Source organism: Microbacterium sp. AK009 (assembly GCF_013410955.1).
Classification (GTDB): Bacteria; Actinomycetota; Actinomycetes; order Actinomycetales; family Microbacteriaceae; genus Microbacterium.
The window spans coordinates 254,368-278,086 of sequence record NZ_JACCCG010000001.1; the positions used below are offsets into that span (position 1 = coordinate 254,368).

General features: G+C 70.2%; 24 protein-coding genes and 1 pseudogene. 14 read left to right on the forward strand and 11 right to left on the reverse strand.

Features of this window, described 5'->3' with window-relative positions:
* Positions 1 to 105 precede the first annotated feature (105 nt).
* Together HDC37_RS01285 and HDC37_RS01290 are read right to left on the reverse strand one after the other, a co-directional pair.
* Entirely contained in the window at positions 106 to 1,158 is a 1,053-nt protein-coding gene (locus tag HDC37_RS01285; RefSeq protein WP_257021230.1) for an agmatine/peptidylarginine deiminase, read from the reverse strand.
* Positions 1,159 to 1,502: 344 nt separating this feature from the next.
* Positions 1,503 to 3,173, reverse strand: a pseudogene (locus tag HDC37_RS01290) (amidase); the annotation flags it as partial.
* A 224-nt stretch (positions 3,174 to 3,397) separates the two neighbouring features.
* Here HDC37_RS01290 and HDC37_RS16895 point away from each other — a divergent pair.
* From HDC37_RS16895 to HDC37_RS01305, 3 genes are read left to right on the forward strand one after another with little or no spacing between them, the layout of a single operon-like run.
* Positions 3,398 to 3,919, forward strand: a complete 522-nt coding sequence (locus HDC37_RS16895; RefSeq protein ID WP_218869251.1) for a TetR/AcrR family transcriptional regulator C-terminal domain-containing protein — start codon at positions 3,398 to 3,400, stop codon at positions 3,917 to 3,919.
* Between the two features lie 40 nt (positions 3,920 to 3,959).
* Entirely contained in the window at positions 3,960 to 5,417 is a 1,458-nt protein-coding gene (locus HDC37_RS01300) for a YdiU family protein (protein WP_179558589.1), read from the forward strand.
* 35 nt (positions 5,418 to 5,452) lie between these two features.
* Positions 5,453 to 6,451 carry an arsenic resistance protein gene (locus HDC37_RS01305; RefSeq protein WP_179558590.1) on the forward strand — a complete coding sequence of 333 codons (999 nt, stop codon included), beginning with the start codon at positions 5,453 to 5,455 and terminating at the stop codon, positions 6,449 to 6,451.
* Here HDC37_RS01305 and HDC37_RS01310 read toward each other — a convergent pair.
* Complete coding sequence (locus tag HDC37_RS01310) at positions 6,399 to 6,740, reverse strand: biopolymer transporter Tol (RefSeq protein WP_374939121.1); 342 nt, start codon at positions 6,738 to 6,740, stop codon at positions 6,399 to 6,401. The genes HDC37_RS01305 and HDC37_RS01310 overlap by 53 nt on opposite strands.
* Before the next feature lie 261 nt (positions 6,741 to 7,001).
* Between HDC37_RS01310 and HDC37_RS01315 the strand changes: the two genes are divergently transcribed.
* The 3 genes from HDC37_RS01315 to HDC37_RS01325 all read left to right on the forward strand — a co-directional run bounded on the left by HDC37_RS01315 (position 7,002) and on the right by HDC37_RS01325 (position 10,219).
* Positions 7,002 to 8,294, forward strand: coding sequence for a glycine betaine/L-proline ABC transporter ATP-binding protein (locus tag HDC37_RS01315; protein ID WP_179558591.1), 1,293 nt, complete (start codon positions 7,002 to 7,004; stop codon positions 8,292 to 8,294).
* Positions 8,294 to 9,223: a proline/glycine betaine ABC transporter permease gene (locus HDC37_RS01320; protein WP_179558592.1), complete on the forward strand. Its 930-nt coding sequence runs from the start codon at positions 8,294 to 8,296 to the stop codon at positions 9,221 to 9,223. Before HDC37_RS01315 ends, HDC37_RS01320 begins: the two co-directional genes overlap by 1 nt.
* A gap of 81 nt (positions 9,224 to 9,304) precedes the next feature.
* On the forward strand, positions 9,305 to 10,219 hold the full coding sequence (locus HDC37_RS01325) for a glycine betaine ABC transporter substrate-binding protein (RefSeq protein ID WP_179558593.1): 915 nt from the start codon (positions 9,305 to 9,307) through the stop codon (positions 10,217 to 10,219).
* Positions 10,220 to 10,388: 169 nt separating this feature from the next.
* Here the strand turns inward: HDC37_RS01325 and HDC37_RS01330 are convergent, their stop codons facing one another.
* Together HDC37_RS01330 and HDC37_RS17355 are read right to left on the reverse strand one after the other, a co-directional pair.
* Positions 10,389 to 11,024: a phosphoribosyltransferase gene (locus tag HDC37_RS01330; protein WP_257021231.1), complete on the reverse strand. Its 636-nt coding sequence runs from the start codon at positions 11,022 to 11,024 to the stop codon at positions 10,389 to 10,391.
* A 24-nt stretch (positions 11,025 to 11,048) separates the two neighbouring features.
* Complete coding sequence (locus HDC37_RS17355) at positions 11,049 to 11,951, reverse strand: hypothetical protein (protein ID WP_179558595.1); 903 nt, start codon at positions 11,949 to 11,951, stop codon at positions 11,049 to 11,051.
* 172 nt (positions 11,952 to 12,123) lie between these two features.
* Between HDC37_RS17355 and HDC37_RS01340 the strand changes: the two genes are divergently transcribed.
* The gene (locus HDC37_RS01340) at positions 12,124 to 12,954 is read left to right on the forward strand and encodes a tryptophan-rich sensory protein (RefSeq protein WP_179558596.1); all 831 of its coding nucleotides are present in this window, start codon (positions 12,124 to 12,126) and stop codon (positions 12,952 to 12,954) included.
* A 13-nt stretch (positions 12,955 to 12,967) separates the two neighbouring features.
* Here the strand turns inward: HDC37_RS01340 and HDC37_RS01345 are convergent, their stop codons facing one another.
* Positions 12,968 to 13,174: a glycine zipper family protein gene (locus HDC37_RS01345; protein WP_179558597.1), complete on the reverse strand. Its 207-nt coding sequence runs from the start codon at positions 13,172 to 13,174 to the stop codon at positions 12,968 to 12,970.
* A 92-nt stretch (positions 13,175 to 13,266) separates the two neighbouring features.
* Here HDC37_RS01345 and HDC37_RS01350 point away from each other — a divergent pair, with 92 nt between their 5' ends.
* From HDC37_RS01350 to HDC37_RS01360, 3 genes are read left to right on the forward strand one after another with little or no spacing between them, the layout of a single operon-like run.
* Positions 13,267 to 13,707 (forward strand): ester cyclase, encoded by a 441-nt coding sequence (locus tag HDC37_RS01350; RefSeq protein WP_179558598.1) that lies wholly within the window; start codon positions 13,267 to 13,269, stop codon positions 13,705 to 13,707.
* Positions 13,707 to 14,162, forward strand: a complete 456-nt coding sequence (locus HDC37_RS01355; RefSeq protein WP_179558599.1) for a MarR family winged helix-turn-helix transcriptional regulator — start codon at positions 13,707 to 13,709, stop codon at positions 14,160 to 14,162. Before HDC37_RS01350 ends, HDC37_RS01355 begins: the two co-directional genes overlap by 1 nt.
* Complete coding sequence (locus tag HDC37_RS01360; RefSeq protein ID WP_179558600.1) at positions 14,159 to 14,869, forward strand: hypothetical protein; 711 nt, start codon at positions 14,159 to 14,161, stop codon at positions 14,867 to 14,869. The genes HDC37_RS01355 and HDC37_RS01360 overlap by 4 nt, the downstream gene beginning before the upstream one ends.
* A 42-nt stretch (positions 14,870 to 14,911) precedes the next feature.
* Here the strand turns inward: HDC37_RS01360 and HDC37_RS01365 are convergent, their stop codons facing one another.
* On the reverse strand, positions 14,912 to 15,079 hold the full coding sequence (locus HDC37_RS01365; RefSeq protein WP_179558601.1) for a hypothetical protein: 168 nt from the start codon (positions 15,077 to 15,079) through the stop codon (positions 14,912 to 14,914).
* Between the two features lie 192 nt (positions 15,080 to 15,271).
* On the opposite strand from HDC37_RS01365, the gene HDC37_RS01370 reads away from it, so the two are divergent.
* Positions 15,272 to 15,751, forward strand: a complete 480-nt coding sequence (locus HDC37_RS01370; RefSeq protein WP_179558602.1) for a DUF4442 domain-containing protein — start codon at positions 15,272 to 15,274, stop codon at positions 15,749 to 15,751.
* A gap of 55 nt (positions 15,752 to 15,806) precedes the next feature.
* Here HDC37_RS01370 and HDC37_RS01375 read toward each other — a convergent pair whose 3' ends face one another.
* Complete coding sequence (locus HDC37_RS01375) at positions 15,807 to 17,177, reverse strand: HNH endonuclease signature motif containing protein (protein ID WP_179558603.1); 1,371 nt, start codon at positions 17,175 to 17,177, stop codon at positions 15,807 to 15,809.
* Positions 17,178 to 17,382: 205 nt separating this feature from the next.
* Between HDC37_RS01375 and HDC37_RS01380 the strand changes: the two genes are divergently transcribed.
* On the forward strand, positions 17,383 to 18,042 hold the full coding sequence (locus tag HDC37_RS01380) for a hypothetical protein (RefSeq protein ID WP_179558604.1): 660 nt from the start codon (positions 17,383 to 17,385) through the stop codon (positions 18,040 to 18,042).
* A gap of 18 nt (positions 18,043 to 18,060) precedes the next feature.
* Complete coding sequence (locus HDC37_RS01385) at positions 18,061 to 19,218, forward strand: GDSL-type esterase/lipase family protein (RefSeq protein WP_179558605.1); 1,158 nt, start codon at positions 18,061 to 18,063, stop codon at positions 19,216 to 19,218.
* Between the two features lie 24 nt (positions 19,219 to 19,242).
* Here HDC37_RS01385 and HDC37_RS01390 read toward each other — a convergent pair whose 3' ends face one another.
* The gene (locus tag HDC37_RS01390) at positions 19,243 to 19,809 is read right to left on the reverse strand and encodes a TetR/AcrR family transcriptional regulator (protein WP_179558606.1); all 567 of its coding nucleotides are present in this window, start codon (positions 19,807 to 19,809) and stop codon (positions 19,243 to 19,245) included.
* A 98-nt stretch (positions 19,810 to 19,907) separates the two neighbouring features.
* Between HDC37_RS01390 and HDC37_RS01395 the strand changes: the two genes are divergently transcribed.
* Positions 19,908 to 20,870, forward strand: a complete 963-nt coding sequence (locus HDC37_RS01395) for a chlorophyllase (protein WP_218869252.1) — start codon at positions 19,908 to 19,910, stop codon at positions 20,868 to 20,870.
* Between the two features lie 37 nt (positions 20,871 to 20,907).
* On the opposite strand, the gene bla is transcribed toward HDC37_RS01395, so the two are convergent.
* Both bla and HDC37_RS01405 read right to left on the reverse strand, forming a co-directional pair.
* On the reverse strand, positions 20,908 to 21,867 hold the full coding sequence (bla, locus tag HDC37_RS01400) for a class A beta-lactamase (RefSeq protein ID WP_179558607.1): 960 nt from the start codon (positions 21,865 to 21,867) through the stop codon (positions 20,908 to 20,910).
* Between the two features lie 17 nt (positions 21,868 to 21,884).
* Positions 21,885 to 23,642 (reverse strand): CocE/NonD family hydrolase, encoded by a 1,758-nt coding sequence (locus HDC37_RS01405; protein ID WP_179558608.1) that lies wholly within the window; start codon positions 23,640 to 23,642, stop codon positions 21,885 to 21,887.
* Positions 23,643 to 23,719: the final 77 nt, after the last annotated feature.

The following is a 23,719-nucleotide window of genomic DNA, read 5'->3' on the forward strand; positions in this document are numbered from 1 at the left end:
AAGCGCGGACGCCGTTGCGTGGGCGCGCGTGTCGCAGATACACATCCGCGCCCGCCGCGGGCGCCCCGGCCTTGTCGTGCCGCGGCCCGGCGCGGCCCGCCGGGCTCAGACCGCGGGCTGCTGCTGGGTGATGCAGTGGATGCCGCCCCCGCGGTCGAACAGGGGGCGCGCCTCAACGGTGACAACCCGGCGGCCGGGATAGGCGTCGGCCAGGATCTCCCGCGCGCGGGCGTCGGCGACCTCTTCGCCGAAGCCGCAGGCGATCACGCCGCCGTTGACCACGAGATGGTTGACGTAGCTCCAGTCGACGAACCCTGCGTCATCGCGCAGCGTCGCGGGTGCCGGCAGTCCGGTGATCGTGACGTCTCTCCCGCGAGCGGCGAACGCCGCCTCGAGCTCGCCGCGCAGCTGACGCGACACCGCGAAGTCGGGATGGTCGGGGTTCTGCTGCTCGTGGAGCAGCACCCGGTCCGGCGCGGCGAAGGTCGCCACGATGTCGACGTGGCCGTTCGTGCCGAGATCGTCGTAGTCGCGGGTGAGCCCGCGCGAGAGCCAGATCGCATCGGTCGCGCCGATGGTGCGGGCCATCTCGGCCTCCACCCGGACTTTGTCGGCGAAGGGGTTCCGGCGCGGGTCGAGCTGCACCGTCTCGGTCAGCAGCACCGTGCCCGCGCCGTCGACGTGCAGGCCGCCGCCCTCGTTGACAAGCAGCGAGCTGATCACCTCGACGCCGAGAAGCTCACCCACGAACCGGCCGATGAGCGCCGACTTCTGCCACTCCGCCCAGTCGGGTGCGCCCCAGCCGTTGAACACCCAGTCGACGGCCGCGAGCCGGCCGGGCCGGGCGTCGTCGACGACGAAGGTCGGGCCGACATCCCGCATCCAGAACTCGTCGATCGGCGCCTCGACGATCTCGATCTCGCCGCCGAGCATGCGCCGCGCCCGCGTCGTCTCGGTCGGGTCGACCACCATGGTCACCGGCTCGAACTCGGCGATTGCATGCGCGACCGCCGTCCACGCGGCATAGCCCTCCTGGCGCTCCTCGGCGCTGTCGCCGAGGGTGAAGCCCTCGCGGGGGAAGGCTATCCAGGTCCGCTCGTGCGGCGCGGTCTCGGCGGGCATCCGCCACCGCGGGGTCAGGGCAGGGCCATCGGTCATAGGGGAGATCCTTCCGTGGTCGCGACGGCACCCGCCACGGCGCCGGTGAAGCCGCGCGCGACGACGACGACAAGGGGTCCGAACGGTGGCAGCCATTCGCTGAAGGGCACCGTGTGCGCGTCGGCGGCGAGGTGGTGGCGACCGTCGAGGCGCGAACCGCTCACGGTGAGGGTCGCGCGGACACCATCGACGAAGGCGACGACCTCGTCGATCGGGCAGCCGTCGACGGTCGCGGTGAACGTGACGGTCGTGTGGTCGTGATCCGGGTCGATCCGCACCTCGTCGATCCGCACCTCGAGGGGTCCGGCTGCCGCGGGACGCGGCGCGTCGAACAGCACCTCGTCGGCGAGGGCCGGCGTGCGCGGGGGCGAGGTGCGCCGGCGCCCGAGCGCTTCGATCGCGGCGCCCAGCTGCACCAGGCGGACGTCGGCATAGGCGGCGCCGGCGATGGTCACGCCGACGGGCATGCCCGTGTCATCCGACGTCCCCATCGGCACGGTCACGGTCGGAATGCCCAGGTGCCGGGGGACGAGGTTGCCGTTGGAGACCCACACCCCGTTCCGCCAGGCGATGTCGGCCGAGGCCTCGTTCACGTCGGCGTCGGCGGGTCCGACATCGGAGTGCGTGGGGAAGATGACGGCGTCGAATCCCTCGGCGGTGAGCCAGTCGTCGAGATCGACCTTCCGGGTGTGCTCGAGCCCTCGCATCCCCGGCTCCACACTGGGGATGTCGGTGGGCGCGCGCACGCCGGCGCGGGCGGCGTCGACGTACTCGGCGATGTCGTACGCGATGTCGAAGGGGTAGATGCCGTAGCGGTCGGGAAGGGAGCCGGCCGGGCGCGGGAAGATGCGGTCGCCGTCGACGTCGGCGAGCCGGTGCAGCTGCGGGTCGCCGTTGGCGCGCAGGAAGGTGTCGAAGCCCCACACCGCGAGATCGCCGACCTCGTCGGCGAGGAACTGGCGGGGGACGAACCCGCGGTCGACGAAGTCCTCGTCGCCGGCGTGGAGCTTCTCGTAGTTGTTCACCGCGGGGAAGTCGACCTCGACCATCTCTGCTCCCGCGGCCTCGAGTTCGGCACGCATCTGCTGCCAGAGCGCCATCACCGTCGGGCGGGTGGCGATCGGGTGGGCGCTGTCGTCGTCGGCGCCCACGTAGATGCGGGGGACGGCGAACCGCACCCCCGCGAGGTCGGCGGGCGCCAGCCGCGCGAACGATTCCGGGCGCACCTCGGAGGGCGCGGGGAGCTCGATCCACGGCTGACTCCGCCACAGGTCGCCATCGGTCTCGGGGTCGTCGTCGACGACCGCGTCGAGCACGTGAGCGAGGTCGTCCATCGTGCGGGTGTGCGGGACCACGACATCCATCGTGGGAACGAGGGGCCAGTTGCCGCGCACCGAGATCACGCCGCGCGAGGGGGTGTACGCGCAGAGGGCGTTGTGGGATGCCGGGGCGCGACCCGATGACCAGGTCTCCTCGCCCAGCCCGAAGGCCGCGAAGCTCGCCGCGGTCGCCGTGCCCGAGCCGTTGGACGAGCCCGAACCGAACGCCGAGGTGAGGTAGTCGGCGTTGTAGGGCGACTCCGCCCGGCCGTACAGGCCGCGCTGCATGCCGCCCGCGGCCATCGGCGGCATGTTCGTCAGGCCCAGGAACACCGCGCCCGCCTCGCGCAGCTTCGCGACCGCGAACGCGTCGCGCTGAGCGATGAGGTTCTGGAAGGCAGGGGATCCGGATGCCACGGGCAGGCCCGCGACGCAGTAGCTGTCCTTCGCGGTGAACGGGATGCCGTCGAGCACTCCCCGCGTCTCGCCACGGGCGCGGCGTTCGTCGGCGGCGCGCGCCTCGGCGAAGGCCCCGGGATTCAGCACGATGACGGAGTTCAGCGCGATCCCCGCGCGATCGTAGAACGCGATGCGGTTGAGATAGCGGGCGACGAGCTCGACGCTCGTGATCCGGCCCTCGCGGAGGGCGTCGGCCAGTTCGGCGATCGTCGCCTCGACCACGGTGTCGAGCGGCATCGTCGGCGAGGTGGACAGGGGGGCGGTCATGGGCGTAAACATACACCGTATGTTTTTCTTCGCGCCACCGTTTCCTGTCGACCCCGCCGCGTAGGCTCGGCCGAACCCTCGAGGAGTCCGTCATCGCCAGGCCGCCCCGCCCCCTGCTCAGTCGTGAGCTCATCGCGGCCACGGCGCTCGCCCTCGTCGATCGTCACGGTGCCGAAGGGGCGAGCATCCGCCGGGTGGCCACGAAGCTCGGCGTGAACCCCACCTCTCTCTACAACCACGTGCCGAGTCTCGCCGCGATGATCGAGGACGTCCGCTCGCTGGTCTCGGCCGAGATCGACTCGGCGCCGTTGCGGACCCTCGCGTGGGAGGACGGCTTGAGGGAGTGGGCTCGCTCCTACCGCCGTGCCTTCGCCGAACACCCGCGGGCGGTGCCGCTGCTGATGACGAACCCGGTCACGGCGTCAGTGCTGCTGGCGGAGTACGAGGACTTCGCGGTGGCGGCGCGCACGGTGGGGTGGCCGGACCGCGACATCCTTCCCCTCCTCACCGCGTTCGAGTCGTTCATCCTCGGCAGTGTGCTCGACATGTCGGGCCCGACGGTCGTCTTCGATCCGCGCGGCCAGGAGGAGCAGTTCCCCACCTTCGCCTCAGCATTCGCCACCCTCGACGACGAGGATCCGGCAGACCCCATCGCGACGCGCGCCTTCGAGATGGGCCTGGAGATGCTCGTCGCCTCGGCTCGCCCTCCCCGCTGACGCGGCCCCACGCACCCGCGTTCCGACGTACCCTCGCCTCATGACCTCCACGGCCGCCGCAGAGATCACCCTCTCGCATCGCTTCGCCGACGAGCTGCCCGAGCTCGCCGTCGACTGGCAGGCGGTCGAGCCCCCGGCGCCGCAGCTTCTTGTGCTGAACGACGCCCTCGCCGCCGACTTCGGCCTCGACACCGCCTACCTGCGCACCCCCGAGGGCGTCGGCCTCCTCACCGGCACCGCCGTCCCCGACGGGGCGCGCCCGGTGGCGCAGGCCTACGCCGGACACCAGTTCGGCGCGTTCAACCCGCGACTGGGCGACGGCCGGGCTCTGCTGCTCGGCGAGGTCACCGACCGCGAGGGCGTGCTGCGCGACCTCCATCTCAAGGGATCGGGTCCGACACCCTTCTCGCGCGGCGGCGACGGCTTCGCCGCGGTCGGCCCGATGCTGCGGGAGTACATCGTCGGCGAGGCCATGCACGCCCTCGGGATCCCCAGCACGCGCGCGCTCGCCGTCGTCGCGACCGGCCGCACCGTTCTTCGCGAGAGCGCCCTTCCGGGCGCGGTGCTCACCCGCGTCGCATCGAGCCACCTGCGGGTCGGCACCTTCGTGCTCGCGCGCGCGATGGGCGACGTTCCCCTTCTCGGGCGCCTGGTCGACCACGCCATCGCGCGGCACTATCCGCATCTCGGCGGCACCGAGAACCGGGCCCTCGCCCTCCTCGACGCCGTGATCGACGCGCAGGCGCGCCTCATCGCCCGGTGGATGCTCGTCGGGTTCGTCCACGGCGTCATGAACACCGACAACATGACCATCTCGGGCGAGACGATCGACTACGGACCCTGTGCCTTCCTCGACACCTTCGACGTCGGCGCGGTCTTCAGCTCCATCGATCAGCAGGGCCGCTATGCGTATGGCGCGCAGCCCGCCATCGGCGAGTGGAACCTGGCGCGCTTCGCCGAGGCCCTCCTGCCGCTGCTGGCGGAGGACACGGATGCTGCCGTCGCGGCCGCCCAGCAGTCGCTCGCCGCCTACCGCGAGACCTACAACGCCGCCTGGGCCGAGGGGATGCACGCCAAGCTCGGCGGCACCCCCAACGATGAGCGGACCGCCGCGCTCGTGAACGACATGTTCGACATGCTGGCGATGGCGCGGGTCGACTACACCTCGTTCTTCCGTCGCCTCGCTTCGGCGGCGCGGGGTGATCGCGAGCCCGCGCGTGCCCTCTTCGCCGATCCCGCACCCGTCGACCTGTGGGTCGAGCGCTGGCTGGCTCTCGCACCCGACCCCGATCTGATGGACCGGGTCAACCCGCTCTACATCCCGCGCAACCACCTCGTGGAGGAAGCGCTCGCCGCGGCCACCGAGGGCGACCTCGTGCCCCTGGGGGAGCTCGTCGGAGTCATCCGCGATCCCTTCACCGCCCGCCCCGGGCTCACCCGGTACGAGCAGCCGGCGCCCGAGGCCTTCGGCCCCTACGTCACCTACTGCGGCACCTGAATTCCCGCGGCATCGGAGGTCTCTAGGCTGATCCCGTGACGTCGGCAACTGCGTGGTGGGATCGCCATCAGGTCTGGCTGTACGTCGCGGCGATCGCATTCGGGGTCGTCGTCGGGCTCGTGCTCCCTGCCGCCGGCCCCACTCTGTCGCTCGCGACGACGCCGGTGCTCGCCCTGCTGCTGTTCGCCACCTTCCTCGGGGTTCCGCTGATCGAGGTGGGGCGGGCGTTCCGCGACATCCGGTTCCTCGGCACGGTGCTCGTCCTGAACTTCCTCCTCGTCCCGCTCGTCGCCTTCGGCCTCTCGCGGTTCGTCGCCGACGACCGCGCCCTCCTCCTCGGCGTGCTGCTGGTGCTGCTCACCCCCTGCGTCGACTACGTCATCGTCTTCACCGGCCTGGCCTGCGGCGCCCGCGCCCGGCTCCTCGCCGCGACGCCGCTGCTGATGCTCGTGCAGATCGTGCTGCTCCCCGTCTACCTCTGGCTCTTCGCGGGCGGCGCCGTGGTCGCCGACATCGACATCGCGCCCTTCGCCGAGGCCTTCCTGTGGATCATCGTCGTGCCCCTCGCGGCGGCCGCGATCGTGCAGGCGCTGGCCCGCCGGCACCGGATCGGCCGCCGCATCGAGCGGTTCTTCGCGGCGGCGATGGTGCCCCTGATGATGGCGACGCTCGCGGTGGTCGTCGGGTCGCAGATCGCGGATGTCGGTGCCCAGGCCGCCGCGCTCGCGCGCCTCGTGCCGATCTACGTCGGGTTCCTCGCGATCATGCTCTTCGCGGGTCTCGGCACCGGGCGTCTCGCGCGGCTGCCCGTTCCCGAAACCCGGGCCCTCGTCTTCAGCGGCGCCACGCGCAACTCGCTCGTCGTGCTGCCGCTCGCCCTCGCCCTGCCCGCGTCGTTCGCGCTCACTCCCTTGGCGGTGGTCACCCAGACACTCGTCGAGCTCGTCGGGATGGTGGTCTTCCTCCGCGTCGTGCCGACCCTCACCCGGGTGACGGGTCGGTCGTCGGTGCGTCGAGCTCGGCGAGGGCGCTGAGCGCCGCCTCGCGGCGCTCAGCTTCTGGCCGGTCCCACCAGGCGGGGCCGCGCTCGCCGAGTCCGTGCTTGGCGAGGTTCACGCGAGCCCGCGCGGCAGCGAGCGCGTCGGGGTCTTCCTCCGCTGCGCGCCGGGCGGTCCTCACCGCCGAGCGGGCGCGCCCCAGGTGCGAGGTGAGCGCGGCCACGACGTCCTCGGGCAGCGACGGGTCGGTGCGCCGCCAGCGGCGTCCATTGATGACGAGCCACCGGTCCGAATCACCTCTCTCGATCGCCCCGTCATCAGCCACCGTTCCATCATCGCGTCGTCCCCGCATGGGCACGACCGGGATTTGCGTTCGTCTTCGGGTCTGTGAAACGGTGGGGCCGGGCCGGTTGCGGCCCACTCCCGACCAGTCCGCGGTCGCTGGTGGCTCCCGAAAGCCAGACCGGCGAGCGTACGGTCGGTGGCTTCATCCGGCGGGTCCGATGCCCGCTTTTCGGCGTGCCTGCGCCCCCGGAGCCGCCACCCGGGCGTAACCGAATGCAGTCGCGTGACTGCCGAGGTGCCTGTGACCATCACTCCTGCCATCGAGGCGCGAGGCCTCTTCAAAGTCTTCGGTCGTCATCCCCGATCGGCGGTCGAGCGCCTCCGCGCCGGAGCCCACCGCGACGAGGTCGCCGATTCCGGAACAGCGGCGGTCATCGACGCCAGCTTCAGCGTGAACCCCGGCGAGATCTTCGTCATCATGGGCCTGTCGGGGTCGGGGAAGTCGACCGTCATCCGCATGCTCAACGGCCTGCACGACACGACCGCCGGCGAGGTCACGATCGGTGGCGACTCGATCACCGACGTCTCCGCCACCCGGCTCCGAGCCCTTCGTCGCGACCGGGTCTCGATGGTCTTCCAGCACTTCGCCCTGCTGCCGCATCGCTCGGTCGCGGCGAACGTGGCGTATCCGCTCGAGCTTCGCGGCGTCGGCAAGGACGAGCGCCGTGCCAAGGCCGAGGAGATCCTCGAGCTGGTGGGGTTGGCGGGCTGGGGCGACAAGCTGCCTGATGAGCTGTCGGGTGGGATGAAGCAGCGGGTCGGCATCGCCCGAGCGCTCGCCGCCGACACCGACATCCTGCTGATGGACGAGGCGTTCAGCGCACTCGATCCGCTGATCCGCCGCGAGATGCAGGAGCAGCTGCTCGAGCTGCAGCGCACGCTGAAGAAGACGATCGTCTTCATCACCCACGACCTCAACGAGGCGATGTTCCTCGGCGACCGGATCGCGGTGATGCGCGACGGCCGGATCGTGCAGATCGGCACGCCGGAAGACATCCTCACCGACCCCGCCAACGACTACGTCGAGCAGTTCGTCCAGGACGTCGACCGCGCCCGCGTGCTGACGGCGGCCAACGTGATGGAGCGCCCGCGTCCGGTGATCACCGACAGCGGCGGACCCCGCACGGCCCTTCGTCTCATGCGCGACGCCTACATGTCGGCGGCGTACGTGGTCGACCGCGACCGTCGGCTCCTCGGAGTGGTGAGCGATCGCGATGCGGTCAAGCTGGTTCGTCGCGGTGAGCGGTCGCTGCTCTCGGCGATCCGGCCCGCACCTCCCACCGTCTCGGAAGACGAGGTGCTGATGAACCTGTTCGTCCCGGCGGTCGAGTCGCCCCTGCCGGTCGGGGTCACCGACAGCGAGGGACGCCTCGTCGGCGTCATCCCCCGGGTCACCCTCCTCGCCGCCCTCCAGCCGGGCACGGGAGCGACGGGGGAGATCACGATCCCGATCCAGCCGATGCCGACGACGGAGATCGACGAACTGCTGGCCGGGTACCCCGAACCGTCGAACGTCGAGGAGGGGGCACTCTGATGGATGGTTTCCGCATTCCGATCGGCACCTGGGTCGAAGACGCCGTCGACTGGGCTCGCGACACCTTCAGCGGGTTCTTCGACCTCATCACCGTCGTCGTGCGGGTGCTCGTCGAAGGACTCACCGACGGCCTCCTCGCCGTACCGATTCCCCTGGCGATCCTGCTGTTCGCGCTCATCGGCTGGGGCGTGCGCTCGTGGCAGCTGGCGGTCGGGACGGCGGTGACATTCACCTTCATCGTGGCGATGGACCTGTGGGTCGAGTCGATGCAGACCCTCGCGCTCGTGCTCGTGGCCACCGTGGTGGCGCTTCTCATCGCGATCCCGCTCGGCATCTGGTCGGCGCGCAACGACACCGTCCGCGCCGTCTTGAAGCCCGTGCTCGACTTCATGCAGACGATGCCCGGCTTCGTCTACCTGATCCCTGCGATCACGTTCTTCAGCATCGGCGTGGTGCCGGGGGTCGTCGCGACGGTCATCTTCGCGTTGCCGCCGGGTGTCCGGCTCACTGAGCTCGGCATCCGCGGGGTGGATTCCGAGACGGTCGAGGCCGGATACGCCTTCGGTGCGAAGCCCGGACAGATCCTCCGGGGCATCCAGCTGCCGCTGGCGATGCCGACCATCATGGCGGGTGTCAACCAGGTGATCATGCTCGCGCTGTCGATGGCGGTGCTCGCCGGCATCGTCGGCGCCGACGGCCTCGGAAAGCTCGTCGTGCAGTCGGTCTCGACCGCTCGACTCGCGATCGGTGTCGAGGCGGGTCTCGCCGTCGTCATCATCGCCGTCTACCTCGACCGCGTCACCGCGGCGCTCGGGAGTCCCGGCGAGTACTCCTCGTCGCTCCTCGGCGCCCTCCGCCGGCGACGCCTCGCGGGCAGGGCAGCGACCGCCACGAGGGCCCCCGAAGACCAGAGGGTGGAAGCCCTTTGACCGAGCGCGCGGCGACGCGCGCTCACCACCAAGAGAACAGATACGGAACGAGTGACTGACATGCATCAAGGAGCACAGCGAATGAACAAGAAGCACCTCACCGGATTCCTCGCGCTCGGGGCGGCAGCAACCCTGACGCTTGCCGGCTGCGCCGGAGGAACGGATGACGCGGCCCCGGCCGCCGGCGGAGACGCATCCGCCGAGAACTGCGACACCGTCACGCTCGGGTTCCTCCCGTCGTGGACCGACGGGCTGAGCACCGCCTACCTGCTGGAGAACCTCCTCGGCGAGCGCGGCATCGACGTCGAGATGGAGACCCTCACCGAGGCGGGGCCGCTGTACACCGGTCTCGCGCAGGGTGACGTCGACATCTACCCGTCGGCCTGGCCGGAGCTCACTCACGCCTCCTACATGGAGGAGTACGGCGACGACATCGAAGACCTCGGTGCGTACTACGACAACGCCAAGCTGACCATCGCGGTGCCCAGCTACGTCGACATCGACTCGATCGAAGACCTCGAGGGCAACGCCGACCGCTTCGGCGGGCGCATCGTCGGCATCGAGCCCGGGGCTGGTCTCACCGCCCAGACGCAGGACTCGATGCTTCCCGAGTACGGTCTCGACGGCGACTACGAGCTCGTGACCTCCTCCACGGCGGCGATGCTGGCCGAGCTGGATGCCGCGATCGCGGCCGAGGAGGACATCGTCGTGACGCTCTGGCGTCCCTTCTGGGCCAACGACGCCTACGACGTGAAGGACCTCGAAGACCCGATGGGCGCCATGGGCGAGGCCGAGGCCCTGCACTTCCTCGGCACCGCCGGGTTCTCCGAGCGCTGCGCAGAGGCCGCCGAGCTCATCGGCGAGATCCAGCTGAACGATGAGCAGTACGGTGCGCTCGAAGACCTCGTGGTCAACGAGTACGGCGAGGGTCGCGAAGCCGAAGCCGTCGAGGCCTGGCTCGAGCAGTACCCCGACGCCGTGCCCAGCAACAGCTGATCGTCAGCGGCTGACACCCCGTCACCACGCGGCACCGTCACCACGCGGCACCGTCACCGCACATCAGCACCCCCGGCATCCGTGCGGACGCCGGGGGTGCTGTGACTCAGAACCCGCTCGGCTCGGTCCTGCCGTCCGAGCCTCGGCACACAGATCATTTACCGAGCGCTTATGAGTGCTCGTTGGTCTTCTCCAGCAGTTCCACCACCTCGGCCTCGGTGGTCTGGCCGAAGTCGCGGTAGTACTCGCCCACGGCCTGGAAGTCGACCGGCTGCTGAAGGCAGATCACCCGGTCGGCGCCGCGGACGCGGCGGACGGCGTCGCTGCCCCCGACCGGTGCGGCCACGATCACATCGGCGGCGCCGCGTTCTCGGGCGACCAGGCACGCCGCGGAGGCGCTGGCGCCCGTCGCGATGCCGTCGTCGATGATGAGGATGCTCGCGCCGGTGAGGGTGCGCGGCGGTCGATCGCCGCGCAGCGCCGCGGCGCGGCGGGTCAGCACATCGCGCTCGCGCTCTTCGACCGCGTCGATCTCGGCGCGGGTGACCCCGAAGTGACGCACGAGGTCGGTGTCGATGAGGCGGACACCCTCCTCGCCGATCGCCCCCATCGCGACCTCGGGATGACGGGGGTAGCCGAGCTTGCGGACGATGATCACGTCGAGCGGCGCTCCGAGGACGGTCGCCACCTCGGCCGCCACGGGTACCCCGCCACGGGGAAGCCCCGCCACCACATCCGCCGTCACGCCGAGGTTCCGCAGGTGGGCCCCGAGCCGCCGCCCCGCGTCGACCCTGTCGTCGAACATCATTCAAGCCCTAGATCCTGCGGGTCACGCCCCGTCCATCCGCATGCTGTCGCCGCCCGGGCCGCTCGTGCCCGAGCCCGCCCCCGCCGTCTTGCTCCTGCGCGCCAGAACGATCCACGTGATCACGATCGCGAGGATCAGCACGACGAGCGCGATGATGATCCCGATCAGCAGACCCGAGCTGTCTCCCGCCGGCTCCGGGGCCGGGGTCGGGCTTGCGGTCGTCGGCGTGGGCGTCGGTGTCGGTGTGGGCGCGGCCGTGACGGTGACATCCACCGACGCGAGAGGCGTCTCGCCGTCGCCGACCGCGATCACGAGGTCGCCCGCCTCGGTGGCGGTGAACGTGGTGGTCGCTTCGCCGTTCGTGACGGGTACCTGTGCCGACGTTCCGCCGCCGTCGAAGGTGCCGCTCCCGGTGCCGCCCAACCCGAACGAGGCCTGCTCGAGTCCGCCGAGTCCGGTCGCGGTGATCGTGGTGCTCTCGCCCGTGTCGATCGACGTCGGGTTGGCGGTGATCGTGACGCCGCCCCCGCCCCCACCGGCGGTGACGGTGATCTCCACGGTCGCGAGCACGTTCTCGCCGTCGCCGACAGAGATGGTGTTGGTGCCCTCGGCCAGCGCGCTGAACGTCGCGGTCGCCTCACCGTTCGCCACGGGCGCCTCGTAGATGCTGTCGTTGTTCTCGGTGAAGACGGCCGCCGAGGGGTCGCCGAGCCCGAAGAACGCCTGCTCGAGACCGCCGAGTCCTGTGGCGGTGACCGCGGTGGTGTCGCCGACCGCGATCGAGCTCTCCGCCGTCGTCACCTCCGGGGTTCCCGATGCCTGGGCCGCAGCGAACCCTCCGAGCGCCAGGACCGCAGCGCCGATACCGGCGAGCAGGGCGATTCGGAGGCGACGAGGACGACGGATGACGGAGCTGGAAGTCACGGTGGAACTCGCTCTCTGAGGCCGCGGTGGCGTGCCTCGAACGCTACACCCGCACACCGACATGGTGATAGCAACTCCTGGCGGTGCATCCGCGACCGGCCTACGGTGAGAACAACCTGGTGAGCGCCCGGTGTTCTGGCGGAGCGCTCGATGCCACGAGCAAGGAGTCACGATGTCCAGCAAGACCGCGTCTCACACGACCACCGAGCCCACGACTCGCACCCGGGCGATCGCACGCCAGGTGATCATCCTCGTCAGTTCCCTCCTCGCGATCGCGGCGGCTTTCATCGGCTCGGGGGTGTTCTTCGGCACCCCGATCCAAGAGGCGGCGGGCGGGTTCCTCAACTCCGACTCCACCCTCATCGCCCCCGGCACCGGAGCGTTCCGCATCTGGAGCGTCATCTACACCGGCATGCTGGCCTACGCGATCTGGCAGGCCTTGCCCGCGCAGCGCTTCGATGAGCGGCAGCAGCGGATCGGCTGGTGGGTGGCCGCATCGCTCATCCTCAACGCCGTCTGGATCGGCGTCGTCCAGCTGAACCTGTTGGCCCTGAGCCTTCCGGTGATCGCCCTGCTGCTCGTGGTGCTGTGCCGGATCTTCGTGATCCTGCGACAGACGCGCCCGAAGAACAAGGTGGAGGTCGTCGTCGCCGACGGTGCGATCGGCCTCTATCTCGGCTGGGTCATCATCGCCACGGCCGCGAACGCTACGGCGATCTTCTACGCGGTCGGCTTCGACGGCTTCGGCATCGCGCCCGAGGTGTGGTCATCGTTCGTGCTCGCCGTCGCTGCGGCCGTCGGCATCGCCCTGGCCTTCTGGGGCGGCGGCCGCATCGCTCCGGCGCTCTCGCTCACCTGGGGTATCGCGTGGGTCGCCGTCGCACGCTTCACCGACGAGCCCTTCTCGCCCCCGACGGGGGTGGCGGCGATCATCGCCGTCGTCCTGATCGTCATCGCGACCGTCGTCGCCCGCGTTCGACACGACCGCGCGGTGCGCCGCTGACCTCGGCTCGCCTCTATCGCTCCTCTTCGGAGCCGTCATCGGATTCCGGCGACGACCGCGCGTCCAGGGCCGCACCGAGCACAAGTCCGAACACCAACCCGAGCCCCGTTCCGATCGCGATGTTGTCGAAGAGCAGCATCCCGATGACGGCGCCGAAGGGGAGGCCCAGGGCGATGCCCAGGGCGATGCCGTTTCGTGACGTCTTTCCCTCATCCGCCATCCGGCGAGCCTAGCCGTCTCCGTGGGCGGTCTCGTGGCAGAAAGACTCGTGATGCTGATACATTGTGAATAGCATTCACGAAAGGCGCGAGCATGAGCGAGTCGACACACCCGAACATCACCCTGCTGCGCACGGGACTCGACCTGGTCGCCGCGGGCCGGTCCGATGAGGTCGTGGACCTTCTGGCTGACGACTTCCGCATCACCGTCCACGGCGCCCCCGAGACTCTCGTCGGGCGCGATGCCTGGCTCGGCAATGTCGCGATCATGAATGCGGCCTTCTCAGACGTGACGCTCGACATCCGGCACGAGCTCGCCGCGGGGGATCTCGCTGCGTTCAACATCACGTACACCGCTCGTCACACCGGCGAGTTCCTCGGGATACCCGCCACGGGCCGCACGGTGTCATGGCAGAGCCTCGAGCACTATCGGGTGCGCGACGGGCTCATCGCCGAGGAGTGGATCGCCTCCGACATCGGCGCTCTCCTGGGTCAGCTCACCGCGAAGGCAGCTCAGGCGCAGGAGGACTCGTGATGATCGACGCCCTTCGCGTTCTCGACGGTGTGATGCGTTTGGCGGACCTGGTCCAGCGCGACATGGCCGAGCCGTTCGCGGGCACCTCGCTCACCATGTCTCGGGCGGCTCTCCTCTGGGTGCTCCACTCGACCGGGCCGTCGACGCAGCAGGCGCTTGCGACGGCGCTCGATGTGACTCCGCGCAACATCACCGGTCTCGTGGATGGACTCGAGGCGAGCGGCCACGTCGCGCGTGCACCTCACCCGATCGATCGGCGGGCGACGCTCGTCACGCTCACCGATCTCGGCTCCGAGGTGATGCAGCAGATGGTCGCTCAGCGCGAGCACATGGCCGATGATCTGGTCGCCGAGCTCACGCCGGCCGAGCGGGAGGCTCTCAGCGCAGGCCTGGAGAAGCTGGCGGATCGCTATGAGACGATGCTGGCAGCCCGCGAGGGGAAGGGCTCCCCGTGACATCCGCGTCTCCTCCGGCGTCGCCCGCCGCAACAGAGCCGGCGGTTCCCGGCCCTGCCTTCCCCGCCGAGACGCGAGCCGATCGCGCGAGGCGTCTGGCGCGTCGCGCTGCGCAGATGGAGGCGGCCGGCTGGGTCAGTCTCGCCCGGCTCGCCTTCTTCCGGCCGCGCGTCCCCGCGGGAGCGGTCGCTGTGCCGTACCACCGGCCGGTCACCGGCATCCTCACGATCTTCATCGTGCTCTCGGCGCTCGAGGTTCCGATCGTCGATCTGATCGTGCACCCGTGGCCGTTCGTGCGCATTCCCCTTCTGATCCTCGGGATCTGGGGTGTCATCTTCATGCTCGGAATGCTCGCGGGCTATCTCACCCGCCCGCACGCCGTGGGCGTGGATGGCCTCCGCATTCGCCAGAGCACCGACCTCGAGATCGCGCTCACCTGGGATGACGTCCTGTCGGTCGCGCGCCGGCGCGAGATTCGGCACAACGGTCCGAAGTTCACGCCCGGGCGGTCGGATGACGCATGGACCCTGCACCTGCCGATGCAGGATGAGACCAACCTTTCAATCGAGCTCGAGGCCCCGATCGAAGTGGCGATGCCGCAGGGTGTTTTGAGTATCGACGAGATCCGCTTCTGGGCCGATGATCCGACGGCCTTCATGGACGCCGCGCGGCCGCACCTCGAGGCCGCGATTTCCTCCACGACGTGATCGGAACCGATGCCGCGGGGCCAGCCCGTGCGTCCGCGCGCGTCAGTGCGTGGGTGCGCTGCGGGCCGAGACCGCCCGGGCGGGTGCGGCGGGCCGCTCGTGCTGGTCGGCGACGGAGATGCTGCGGCCCACGAGAAGGCCGGCGGTGATCGAGAGGGCGATCCAGACGACGACGGCGAGGATCGCGATGACGAGGAGGGTGGTGACCATAAGACTCTCCTTCGAGTCTCGGTGGTGCTTCCGGACGGGTTGCGTTCCACGATAGGGCTGCCCCGTGGGGGTGGGCCGCTCATTGAGACAGTCCTGTGGAAATGTTGAGGAACCCCGTACGCCGACGATCGGTGGGTGTGCCCGGGCGACAACGGCTTTGCCGTCGCGGGGGCTCGGTTCGACAATCGGTGGATGCGTGTCACACCTCGCCGGTTGGCCTGGGGCATGAGCCTCTGGCTGCCGAACCTCTTCAGCGGCATCCGGGTGCGGCGGTTCTCCGACGACTGGACGGAGGCGGTCGTCGAACTGCACGTCAATTGCTTCACACGGAACTACGTGGGCACGGCGTTCGGGGGATCGATGTCGGCGATGACCGATCCGTACTTCTTCATGCTGGTGATGCACCAGCTGGGGCGCGACTACGTCGTGTGGGACACCCGCGGCGAGATCGAGTTCCTCAAGCCCGGTCGCGGTGTGCTCACGGCACGCTTCCGCGTCGCGCCCGAGCAGGTCGCCGACCTCCGCGCCCGAGCGGCCGGCGGCGCCAAGGTGCGCGAGTGGTTCGAGACGACGATCACCGACGAGAGCGGCGACGTGGTCGCCCGCTGCCGCCGAGAGGTGTACATCCGCGAAAAGCGGCGCGTCACCGAGTCTCAGCCCGCCGAAGCCTGACCATCCCGATCAGGTCAGATCTCCGTTCGCTGGAGCCGGATCGTCCCCGATCCGGTCAGAACGGTGCGACGCCGAGGCCTCCGTCGTCGGTGGGGACGAAGGCGACCCGTGAGGGTGGGTGGCTGTCGTAGGTCTTCCCGCCGGGGCTGGTGAATTTCAGGATGCCGCCGGGCAGCTGTTCGACCATCCAGTTTGTTGCGTGTTTGAGGGTGTGGTGTCGGGCGCATTCGTTGCAGAGGTTGTCGTTGCAGCTGGGCCCACCGAGGGCGAAGTCCTTCGAATGGTCGATGTGGCAGAGTTTCGCTGGTCTTCGGCAGCCCGGTGTTCGACAGGTCACATCCCGGGCATTGAGGAACCGGGTCTGGGAGGGATGCAGCTGATACCTGTCCACCGCGGTGACCACCCCGGTGATGGCGTCGGTCATCACCCGTTCCCAGATCTTCGCGGTTCCTGCCATCCGCCTTGCGGTCTCCGGGTCGACGGGGGTGACCCCGTTCAGTTCCGCCCCGGAGTTCGTCACTCCGGTGAGGGTGGTGATGGGGATGGTGATCTGCACTTCGGCGCGGATCGCCCCCAGCCCGCCCTCCCGGCCGTCGGTGGGGTCGATCACCGGGGATCCGGCGAGGAGCATGTCCAGGGCCAGGTCGCACCGGATCTCATCCAGCGACCGGTCATCGAACCACGGCTCAGCGTCCTTACTGAGCGCTTCGCCTTCGTCGCCGTTTGCTTCCGCTTCGGCCTGCGCGCTCGCGTAGGCGCGCCGTTTCGCGCGGTCGACGTCCTTGACCGTCGTCCCCTGCCCGGTGAGGCGGTGGTAGGCGCCGTGGACGTAGACGTTCCCACCCACGATCGTCAACGCCGACAGGGTGTCGTCGAGGTCGGTGACGAACACCCGCCGCCCTCGTATCGCGGTGTCGTGTCGTTCCTGGAGTGGGCGGGGGTCGAGGACGGCGGCGCGTTGGATGGCGTACTTCTTCGTCCGCGGCACCGTCTGCCGTTCCGCCTCCACCAGCACGATCCGCTCGTTCGCCGCCCGATCCACCGGGTCATCAATGACCCGTCCGGCGTCTTGGATCACCTGCGCATGCGCCCGCGTCACCCGACCCTCCGCCAACGCTTCCATCGTCTGCGGGAACCCGTGAATGAGCTCGTGGGCGTCGTGCATCTGCGTCTGCATCGACCGGTCGTTCACCCGGACGGCCATGCCCAGTTCGAGGGCCATGGACCGCAGCGGCATGTCCCGCTCCCGCGAGGAGGCGGACCCGATCCGCGACCGCTGCTCGAGCGTCAACGCGTACGCGTCCGCCAGCAGTCGGGTCTCTTTCGCCTCCAACGCCGCCCGACGCCGGCGCAGCTTCGCCAGTTCATCCGCGAACACCCCGGCGCGCTTATCCTCCGCCCGCCGCCGCTTCTCGTCCGCGTCCATTGAAAACCCCGTCTCGATGACCTACCCACATCATCGCAGAAGGTTCCGACATTGAAGCCGTCAGAAGCACAACCCTGTAGAAATAATGTTCCCCTTCCCGAGACGCGCAGTCCCGCACTCCTCGCCCCCACCCCTGACGAATGTCACCCCAAAACGTGTCACCCTGACACTGCCGCTGCGCGCCGACATCCGGTGCGATGGATCTATGCCCACCCCCACCCCCTCCTGGCGAGCCCGCTTCGCCGAGCGCCGCGCCAAGCCCGGCGACGGGCGCCCGCTGCCGCCGTTCCGTTGGTGGCAGACCCTCGGGCGCTCGCTGTTCCTCCTCGACCTCGACACGGTCGAGGGTGCGAGAACCACCTTCGCCGTCGACGTGCGCCAACTCGGCGACCGCGACGATGGAGTGGTCCGCGCCCGCCTCTACCGCGACGGCCGCCAGATTGCCGTGTCGAAGCTCCCCGCGCGATTCGCCGTCCCGGGCGGCCATATCGAGGTCGCCGCGCGCGCCTCCGGTCTTCGTCGCTGCCATTTCGTTCCGGATGCCGGTGAGGAACGTCAGCTCACCCCGCACCCTCGCTCGGCCGGAGGCCTGCGGGCGCGCCTTCATCGCCGTCATCCGGTCGTGAGTACCGTCATCGGCGTCATCGCTACACTCGTCGTGCTCGTCGGTGTGTGCATCACCGTGCCGCAGATCATCGAGACGATCTCGCAGGTGCCGGCGATCGCCGAGAGTATCGGTACGTTCGCGTCTCCGATTCATCTCCCGCCCGCACTGAACATCACTGTCACCATCGCCGTGGTCCTCGCCAGCACCGAGCGCGCTCTCCGCCTGCGCTCGTCGTGGCTCGACGAGCTGGCCAACTGACATCGAAGGAGTACAGACGTGATCACTGCGTCCCTTGTCCCCGACCTCGTGCTCGGCGCCGCCGAGATCGAGTCGACCGAACGGGGCCTGCGACCGCATCGCCTCCCGCGCCACGTCCGGGAGCGCGACGCCGACCCGCAGCTGACCCTCATGGAGGCTCAGCCCTCGGGGGTGCGGCTGCGATTCACGACTGCCGCGACGACCGCGGCGCTCGAGCTGCACACCACCCGGGTGGCCTACCGCGGGTTCGCCCGGCCGCGCGGCGCCGTGGATGTCGTGATCGACGGTGTGTCGGCCGGCAGTCATGAGCTGTCGGGCGGTGATGCCCTCGAGCTCGACATGCAGACCGGGGCGACGACCCTCGCGTCCGGAGCGCCCGACACCATCGAGGTGCCGCTTCCGGGAGCGGGGGAGAAGATCGTCGAGCTGTGGTTGCCGCACAACGAACAGGTCGACATCGTCTCGCTCCGCGCCGATGCCCCCGTGCGACCGGCGCCGTCGACCGATCCCGTGTGGCTCCATCACGGCAGCTCGATCAGTCACGGCTCCAACGCCGCGACGCCCGCGGGCATCTGGCCGGTCGTGGCGGCGCGCCGTGCGGGCGTGCAGCTGCAGAATCTCGGTTTCGGCGGCAGCGCGCTGGTCGACCCCTTCCTTGCGCGCGTGATCCGCGACACGCCTGCCGACCTCATCAGCGTCAAGCTCGGCATCAACGTGGTCAACCTCGACGCGATGCGGGTGCGCAGTTTCGTGCCGGCGGTGCACGGATTCCTCGACACCATCCGCGACGGCCATCCCGAGACCCCGCTGGTGCTGGTGTCGCCGATCTTCTGCGGCATCCATGAGAGCACGCCCGGTCCCGGTGGTGTCGATCCCGTCGCCGCGGCCGCGGGCGAGACCCGCTTCATCGCCACGGGCACGCCGGGAGACACCGCCGCCGGCCGGCTGACCCTCGAGGTCATCCGCGAGGCGCTCGCGCAGGTGGTCGCCGCGCGATCCGACGACGCCCACCTGCACTACCTCGACGGCCTCGACCTCTATGGCCCCGAGGATGCGGAAGACCTGCCGCTGCCCGACGATCTCCACCCTGGTCCCGAGGCGCACGCCCTGATCGGGGCACGTTTCGCCGATCGGGTTCTCCGTCCCGGCGCCCTGTTGCGACCGCAGGCGGTCTGAGGGCCGGCCTGAACCCCGCCCCGGTCAGGATCCGGATGACGCCAGCGCACCGTCCACGAGAAGGTGCGCGAGGCGCTCCGGGTCGTACCCGGGCGCCGTGCCGCCGATGCAGAGGTTGCCGATTCCCCGCAGGAAGGCATACGCCTCGATGGGGGCGCCGTGCGGTGCGGCGGCGTGGAGCAGGTCGGCGCAGACGGGCACGAGCCGGTCGGTCAGCAGCTGATGCAGCGCGGCGAAGCGCTCAGTGTCGCCCTGCAAAGCGTCGGCGAGGCCGTGCTTGGTGACGAGGAACTCCACGAAGAGGGCGACCCAGGCGTGGAGTGCCGCTGCGGGACTTGAGCTCTCGCGCAGCAGAGCGGGTCCGGCTGCGGCGGCGGCATCCACCTGCTGCTGGTAGAGCGCGACAACCAGGTCGGCGCGAGTGGGGAAGTGGCGGTACAGGGTGCCCATTCCCACCCCTGCGCGCTCCGCGACCGCCCGGACGGGCGCCTGGATGCCTGCCTCGACGAACACCGCCGCTGCCGCCTCAAGGATTGCTTCCTCGTTGCGCTTCGCATCACGGCGTCTGCCGCGCGTCTCATCTTCGGCCATCAGCCCTCCTTGCAAAACGGAACACCGCTCCGTATAGTTGCGGAACGTTGCTCCGCTTAAGTATGGCCGAGCACGTGACATCCGGAAAAGAGATCCCCGTGCAGACACTCCCACCCCTCCACGACTCCACCATCCTCGCCGCCCTCGACGCGGTGACCGGCCCTTCGACGCCGGTCGTCTCCGTCGCCCCCGTCGCGCTCGAGGCACCCGGCCGCGCCTTCCCGCTCGAGGTGCGGGTCTCGGCCCCCGCGACCGGCACCGACCTGCCGCTCCTGCTCTTCTCGCACGGCAACGGCTGGTCGCTCGACGGCTACGCGCCGCTCGTGACGTTCTGGGCATCGCAGGGCTTCGTCGTCGTGCAGCCGACCCACCTCGATTCGCGTCGCCACGGCATCGGGTTCGATGACGATCGGTTCGGATCGATCTGGATGCAGCGCCGCGACGACCTCGTGCGGGTGCTCGATCAGCGGGCCGCGGTCGAGGCCGCGGTCCCCGGCCTCGCGGGGCGGCTTCACCCCACCGCCACCGCCGCGGCGGGCCACTCGTGGGGTGCGCAGACGGTGCAGATGCTGCTCGGTGCGCGGGTGCTCGAGGCCGACGGCGCGCCCGGCCCCGACCTCGGCGACGCGCGCGTGCAGGCCGGCGTGCTGCTGGCGGCGACCGGCCTCGGCGGCGACGAGCTGCATCCGTTCGCGAAGGCGAACTTCCCGTTCATGAATCCGTCGTTCGCGGAGCTGACCACGCCGACCCTGGTGGTGGCGGGCGACCGTGACCAGTCGCGGATGTCGACCCGCGGTCCCGACTGGTTCACCGACGTCTTCCGCCACAGCCCCGGCGCGACCGATCTGCTCACCCTCTTCGAGGCCGAGCATTCGCTCGGCGGGATTCCGAGCTGGGAGGCGGCGGAGACCACCGACGAGAACCCCGAGCGCGTCGCCGTGCTCACCCGGCTCACCGCGGTGTACCTCCGCGCGACGGTCACCGGCGACGATGCGGCCTGGGAGCGTGCGCGACGGGTGTTCGCCGAGCTCGGCGGCGCGATCGGTCGCCTCGACCGCTGAGCCGGATCAGCGCGCCCCGCCAGCCCAGCGCGCCCCGTCAGTTCAGCGCCTCCAGCGCGGTCGTGGCCGCGGCGGCGACGAGCGCGTCGTCGGTGTCGGCGCCCTCGACGCCGCGGGTGGTCAACACGGCGACGACGATCGGGTCACCGCCCGGTGGCCAGACGATCGCGAGGTCGTTGCGGGTGCCGAACTGCCCGGTGCCCGACTTGTCGGCCACCTCCCACCCCGCGGGGGCGCCCGCGCGGACGAGCGTGTCGCCGGTGGCGTTGCCGCTCATCCAGTCGATGAGCATCGCGGCGTCGGCCTCGCTCAGCCCGCCGTCCACAGCGAACCCCCGCAGGGTCTCGGCCAGGGCGCGCGGCGTGCTGGTGTCGCGCGGGTCGCCCGGCACCGCGGTGTTGAGCTCGGGCTCGCGCCGCTCCGGCCGGGTGGTGTCGTCGCCTGAGGCGGCCAGCGCGGCGGCGAAGCCGGCGGGCCCGCCGACCTGATCGAGCAGCAGGTTGGCGGCGGTGTTGTCGCTCACCCGCACCGCCGCCTCGGCCAGGTCGGCCACCGACATCCCGCTCCCGGCGTACTGCTCGGTGACGGGGGAGTAGGTCACCAGCGCATCACTGCCGTAGGTCACGACCTGGTCGAGGTCGTCGGTCTGCTGCAGTACCACCGCGGCCAGCAGCGCCTTGAACGTCGAGGCGTAGGCGAAGCGCTCAACGGCGCGGTGGGCCACGGTCTCGCCGGTGCCGGTGTCGACCGCGTACACCCCGACGCGCGCGTCGTACTGCGCCTCGAGGGCGGCCAGCTCGTCGGTCACGTCGATGGTCGGCAGGGCGCTCGGCGCCGGCGTCGCGGCATCCGTTCGCAAGGGTGAGGATGTCGGCTGCGCACCGCCCGCACCGCCCGCCTCGCCCGGCGCGCACGCGGGCGCCACCAGGGCGAGGGATGCCGCGAGGCCCACTCCTGCGGCGGCACGGCGGAGGCGCTGAGCATGCCCTGAGGTCATGGTGCTCCTTCCGCTCCTCAGGGTGTGGTTCCTTCCGCGCCGTCGAGGGAGAAGGTGGCCGGTGCCGGCGGCAGCGCCGCAGTGGAGATGGCGAGGTAGCTGTCGAGGTACTGCGCCCGCTCGCCGTCGATCTCGACGTCATCGGCGGGGTCCTGGAGTGCGAGCCGCAGCGTCACGTCCGAGACCGCGATCCGCTGGTACGACGGGGTGTCGATCCAGTCGCTCAGCGGACCGGCTTCGATGGTACCGATCTGCACGGCCAGCGCGTGCCCGGCGGCCAGGCGCCAGTCGCCGGCCTTCATCTCCAGCGTCACCTCGCCGGGGGTCACGGCGGCGACCTGCTCGTTGATCAGCACGGCGGTGCCGTCGGGGGCGACGTCGTACAGCTTCGCCATCAGGTTGCCGTGGCCCTCCGATGTGAGCGTCATCGACGGCGTACCGGTGATCCGGGTGTCCGCGGCCACCGGCGCCGACGTCTGCACGAAGCGGTTGCCGGTGTCGACGGTCGGGTCGCCCTCCGCCCCGTCGTCGAGATACGAGCCCCCCTCCAGGGAGATGTCCACGGTGGCATCGACCACCGGCCAGCTGTCCTGCGCACGCCACGTGCCGGTGTTGTCCTGGATCACGAAGGCGGGGTAGTCCTCGGCCGGAGCGACGCCCTTCAGGTGCTCGTCGTAGAAGGCCATGACCTCGTCGAACCACCCCTCGCGACCGGTCTTGACCGTTCCGTCCTCATCGACCTCGTTGCCTCGGATGTGGTCCCAGGGACCGAACCAGCCCCGGACGGGGCCGTCGTGGTTCGCGAGGAACTCCTCCATCGCCTCCGACTCGGTGTTCCACTCCGCCCACCCCTGGGTGAACAGCAGCGGGGTCGTCGACCCCTCGACGCGGGCGGCGAAGTCGCGGCTCGTCCAGTACGGCGAGGCCGGATCCGCGGTCTGCGCGCTCAGGGTGTTGATCGCGACGCACTCGGGATGTGTCTGCTCGTACGCGGCGTTCTCGCGGTAGCGCTCGGTGTCATCGGGCAGCTGTTCCAGAGTCGCTATCTCGTTGTAGGTCTGCACGGCAACGGTCAGTGGCAGACGGGGGACGCCGCCCGAGCGGTTGTTGCGGTACTTGTCCCACATGGGTGCCTGCGCCACGACCGCCCGGAGGCCCTCCGGCTGAAGCACGGTGCCGACGATCCCCGTGATGGCGTCGTACGACTTGCCGTACATGCCCACGTCGCCCGTCGACCATGGCTGTGATGCCGCCCACTCGATCGCCGCGGCGACGTCGGCCTGCTCGCCGTCACCCATGAAGTCCAGGCATCCGGTCGATCCGCCGAAGCCGCGGAGGTCCACCATCACGAACGCGTAGCCCTCGTCGAACAGGTCGCCGCCCTCGATGAGGTCGGCGAATCGGTCCGACGGGCCGGCATGCGTCCAGTCCTCGTCGGTGATCTCGCCGGAGTGGCCGAAGTACGACCCGACCGAGAGGATGACCGGCACGCGCTCGCCCTCGGCGAGGTCGTCGGGAAGCAGGACGTCGGCGTGCAGCTCGACCTCCTCACCGTCCAGGCCCGGTGCCGAGGGGAAGTAGTGCTGGGTCCAGGCCGCGCCCTCGGGGACGCGGTCGTTCTCGCCGTGGGTGACGGCATCGGTGTCGCCCGCGACCTTCGCCGCGGGGGCCTCGGTGCAGGCTGCGAGACCGATCGCCAGCGGGAGCGCTGCGGCGAGGGCGATGATGCGGCGACGCCGCGAGAGGGTGCGCATGATGTACTCCTTGGAGGTCATCCGTGCCAGGCGAGGGCGCGGGCGAGGTGGGTTCAGCCGCATCCACTCCAGACCGTGCCCCTGGGGCACGGTCAAGT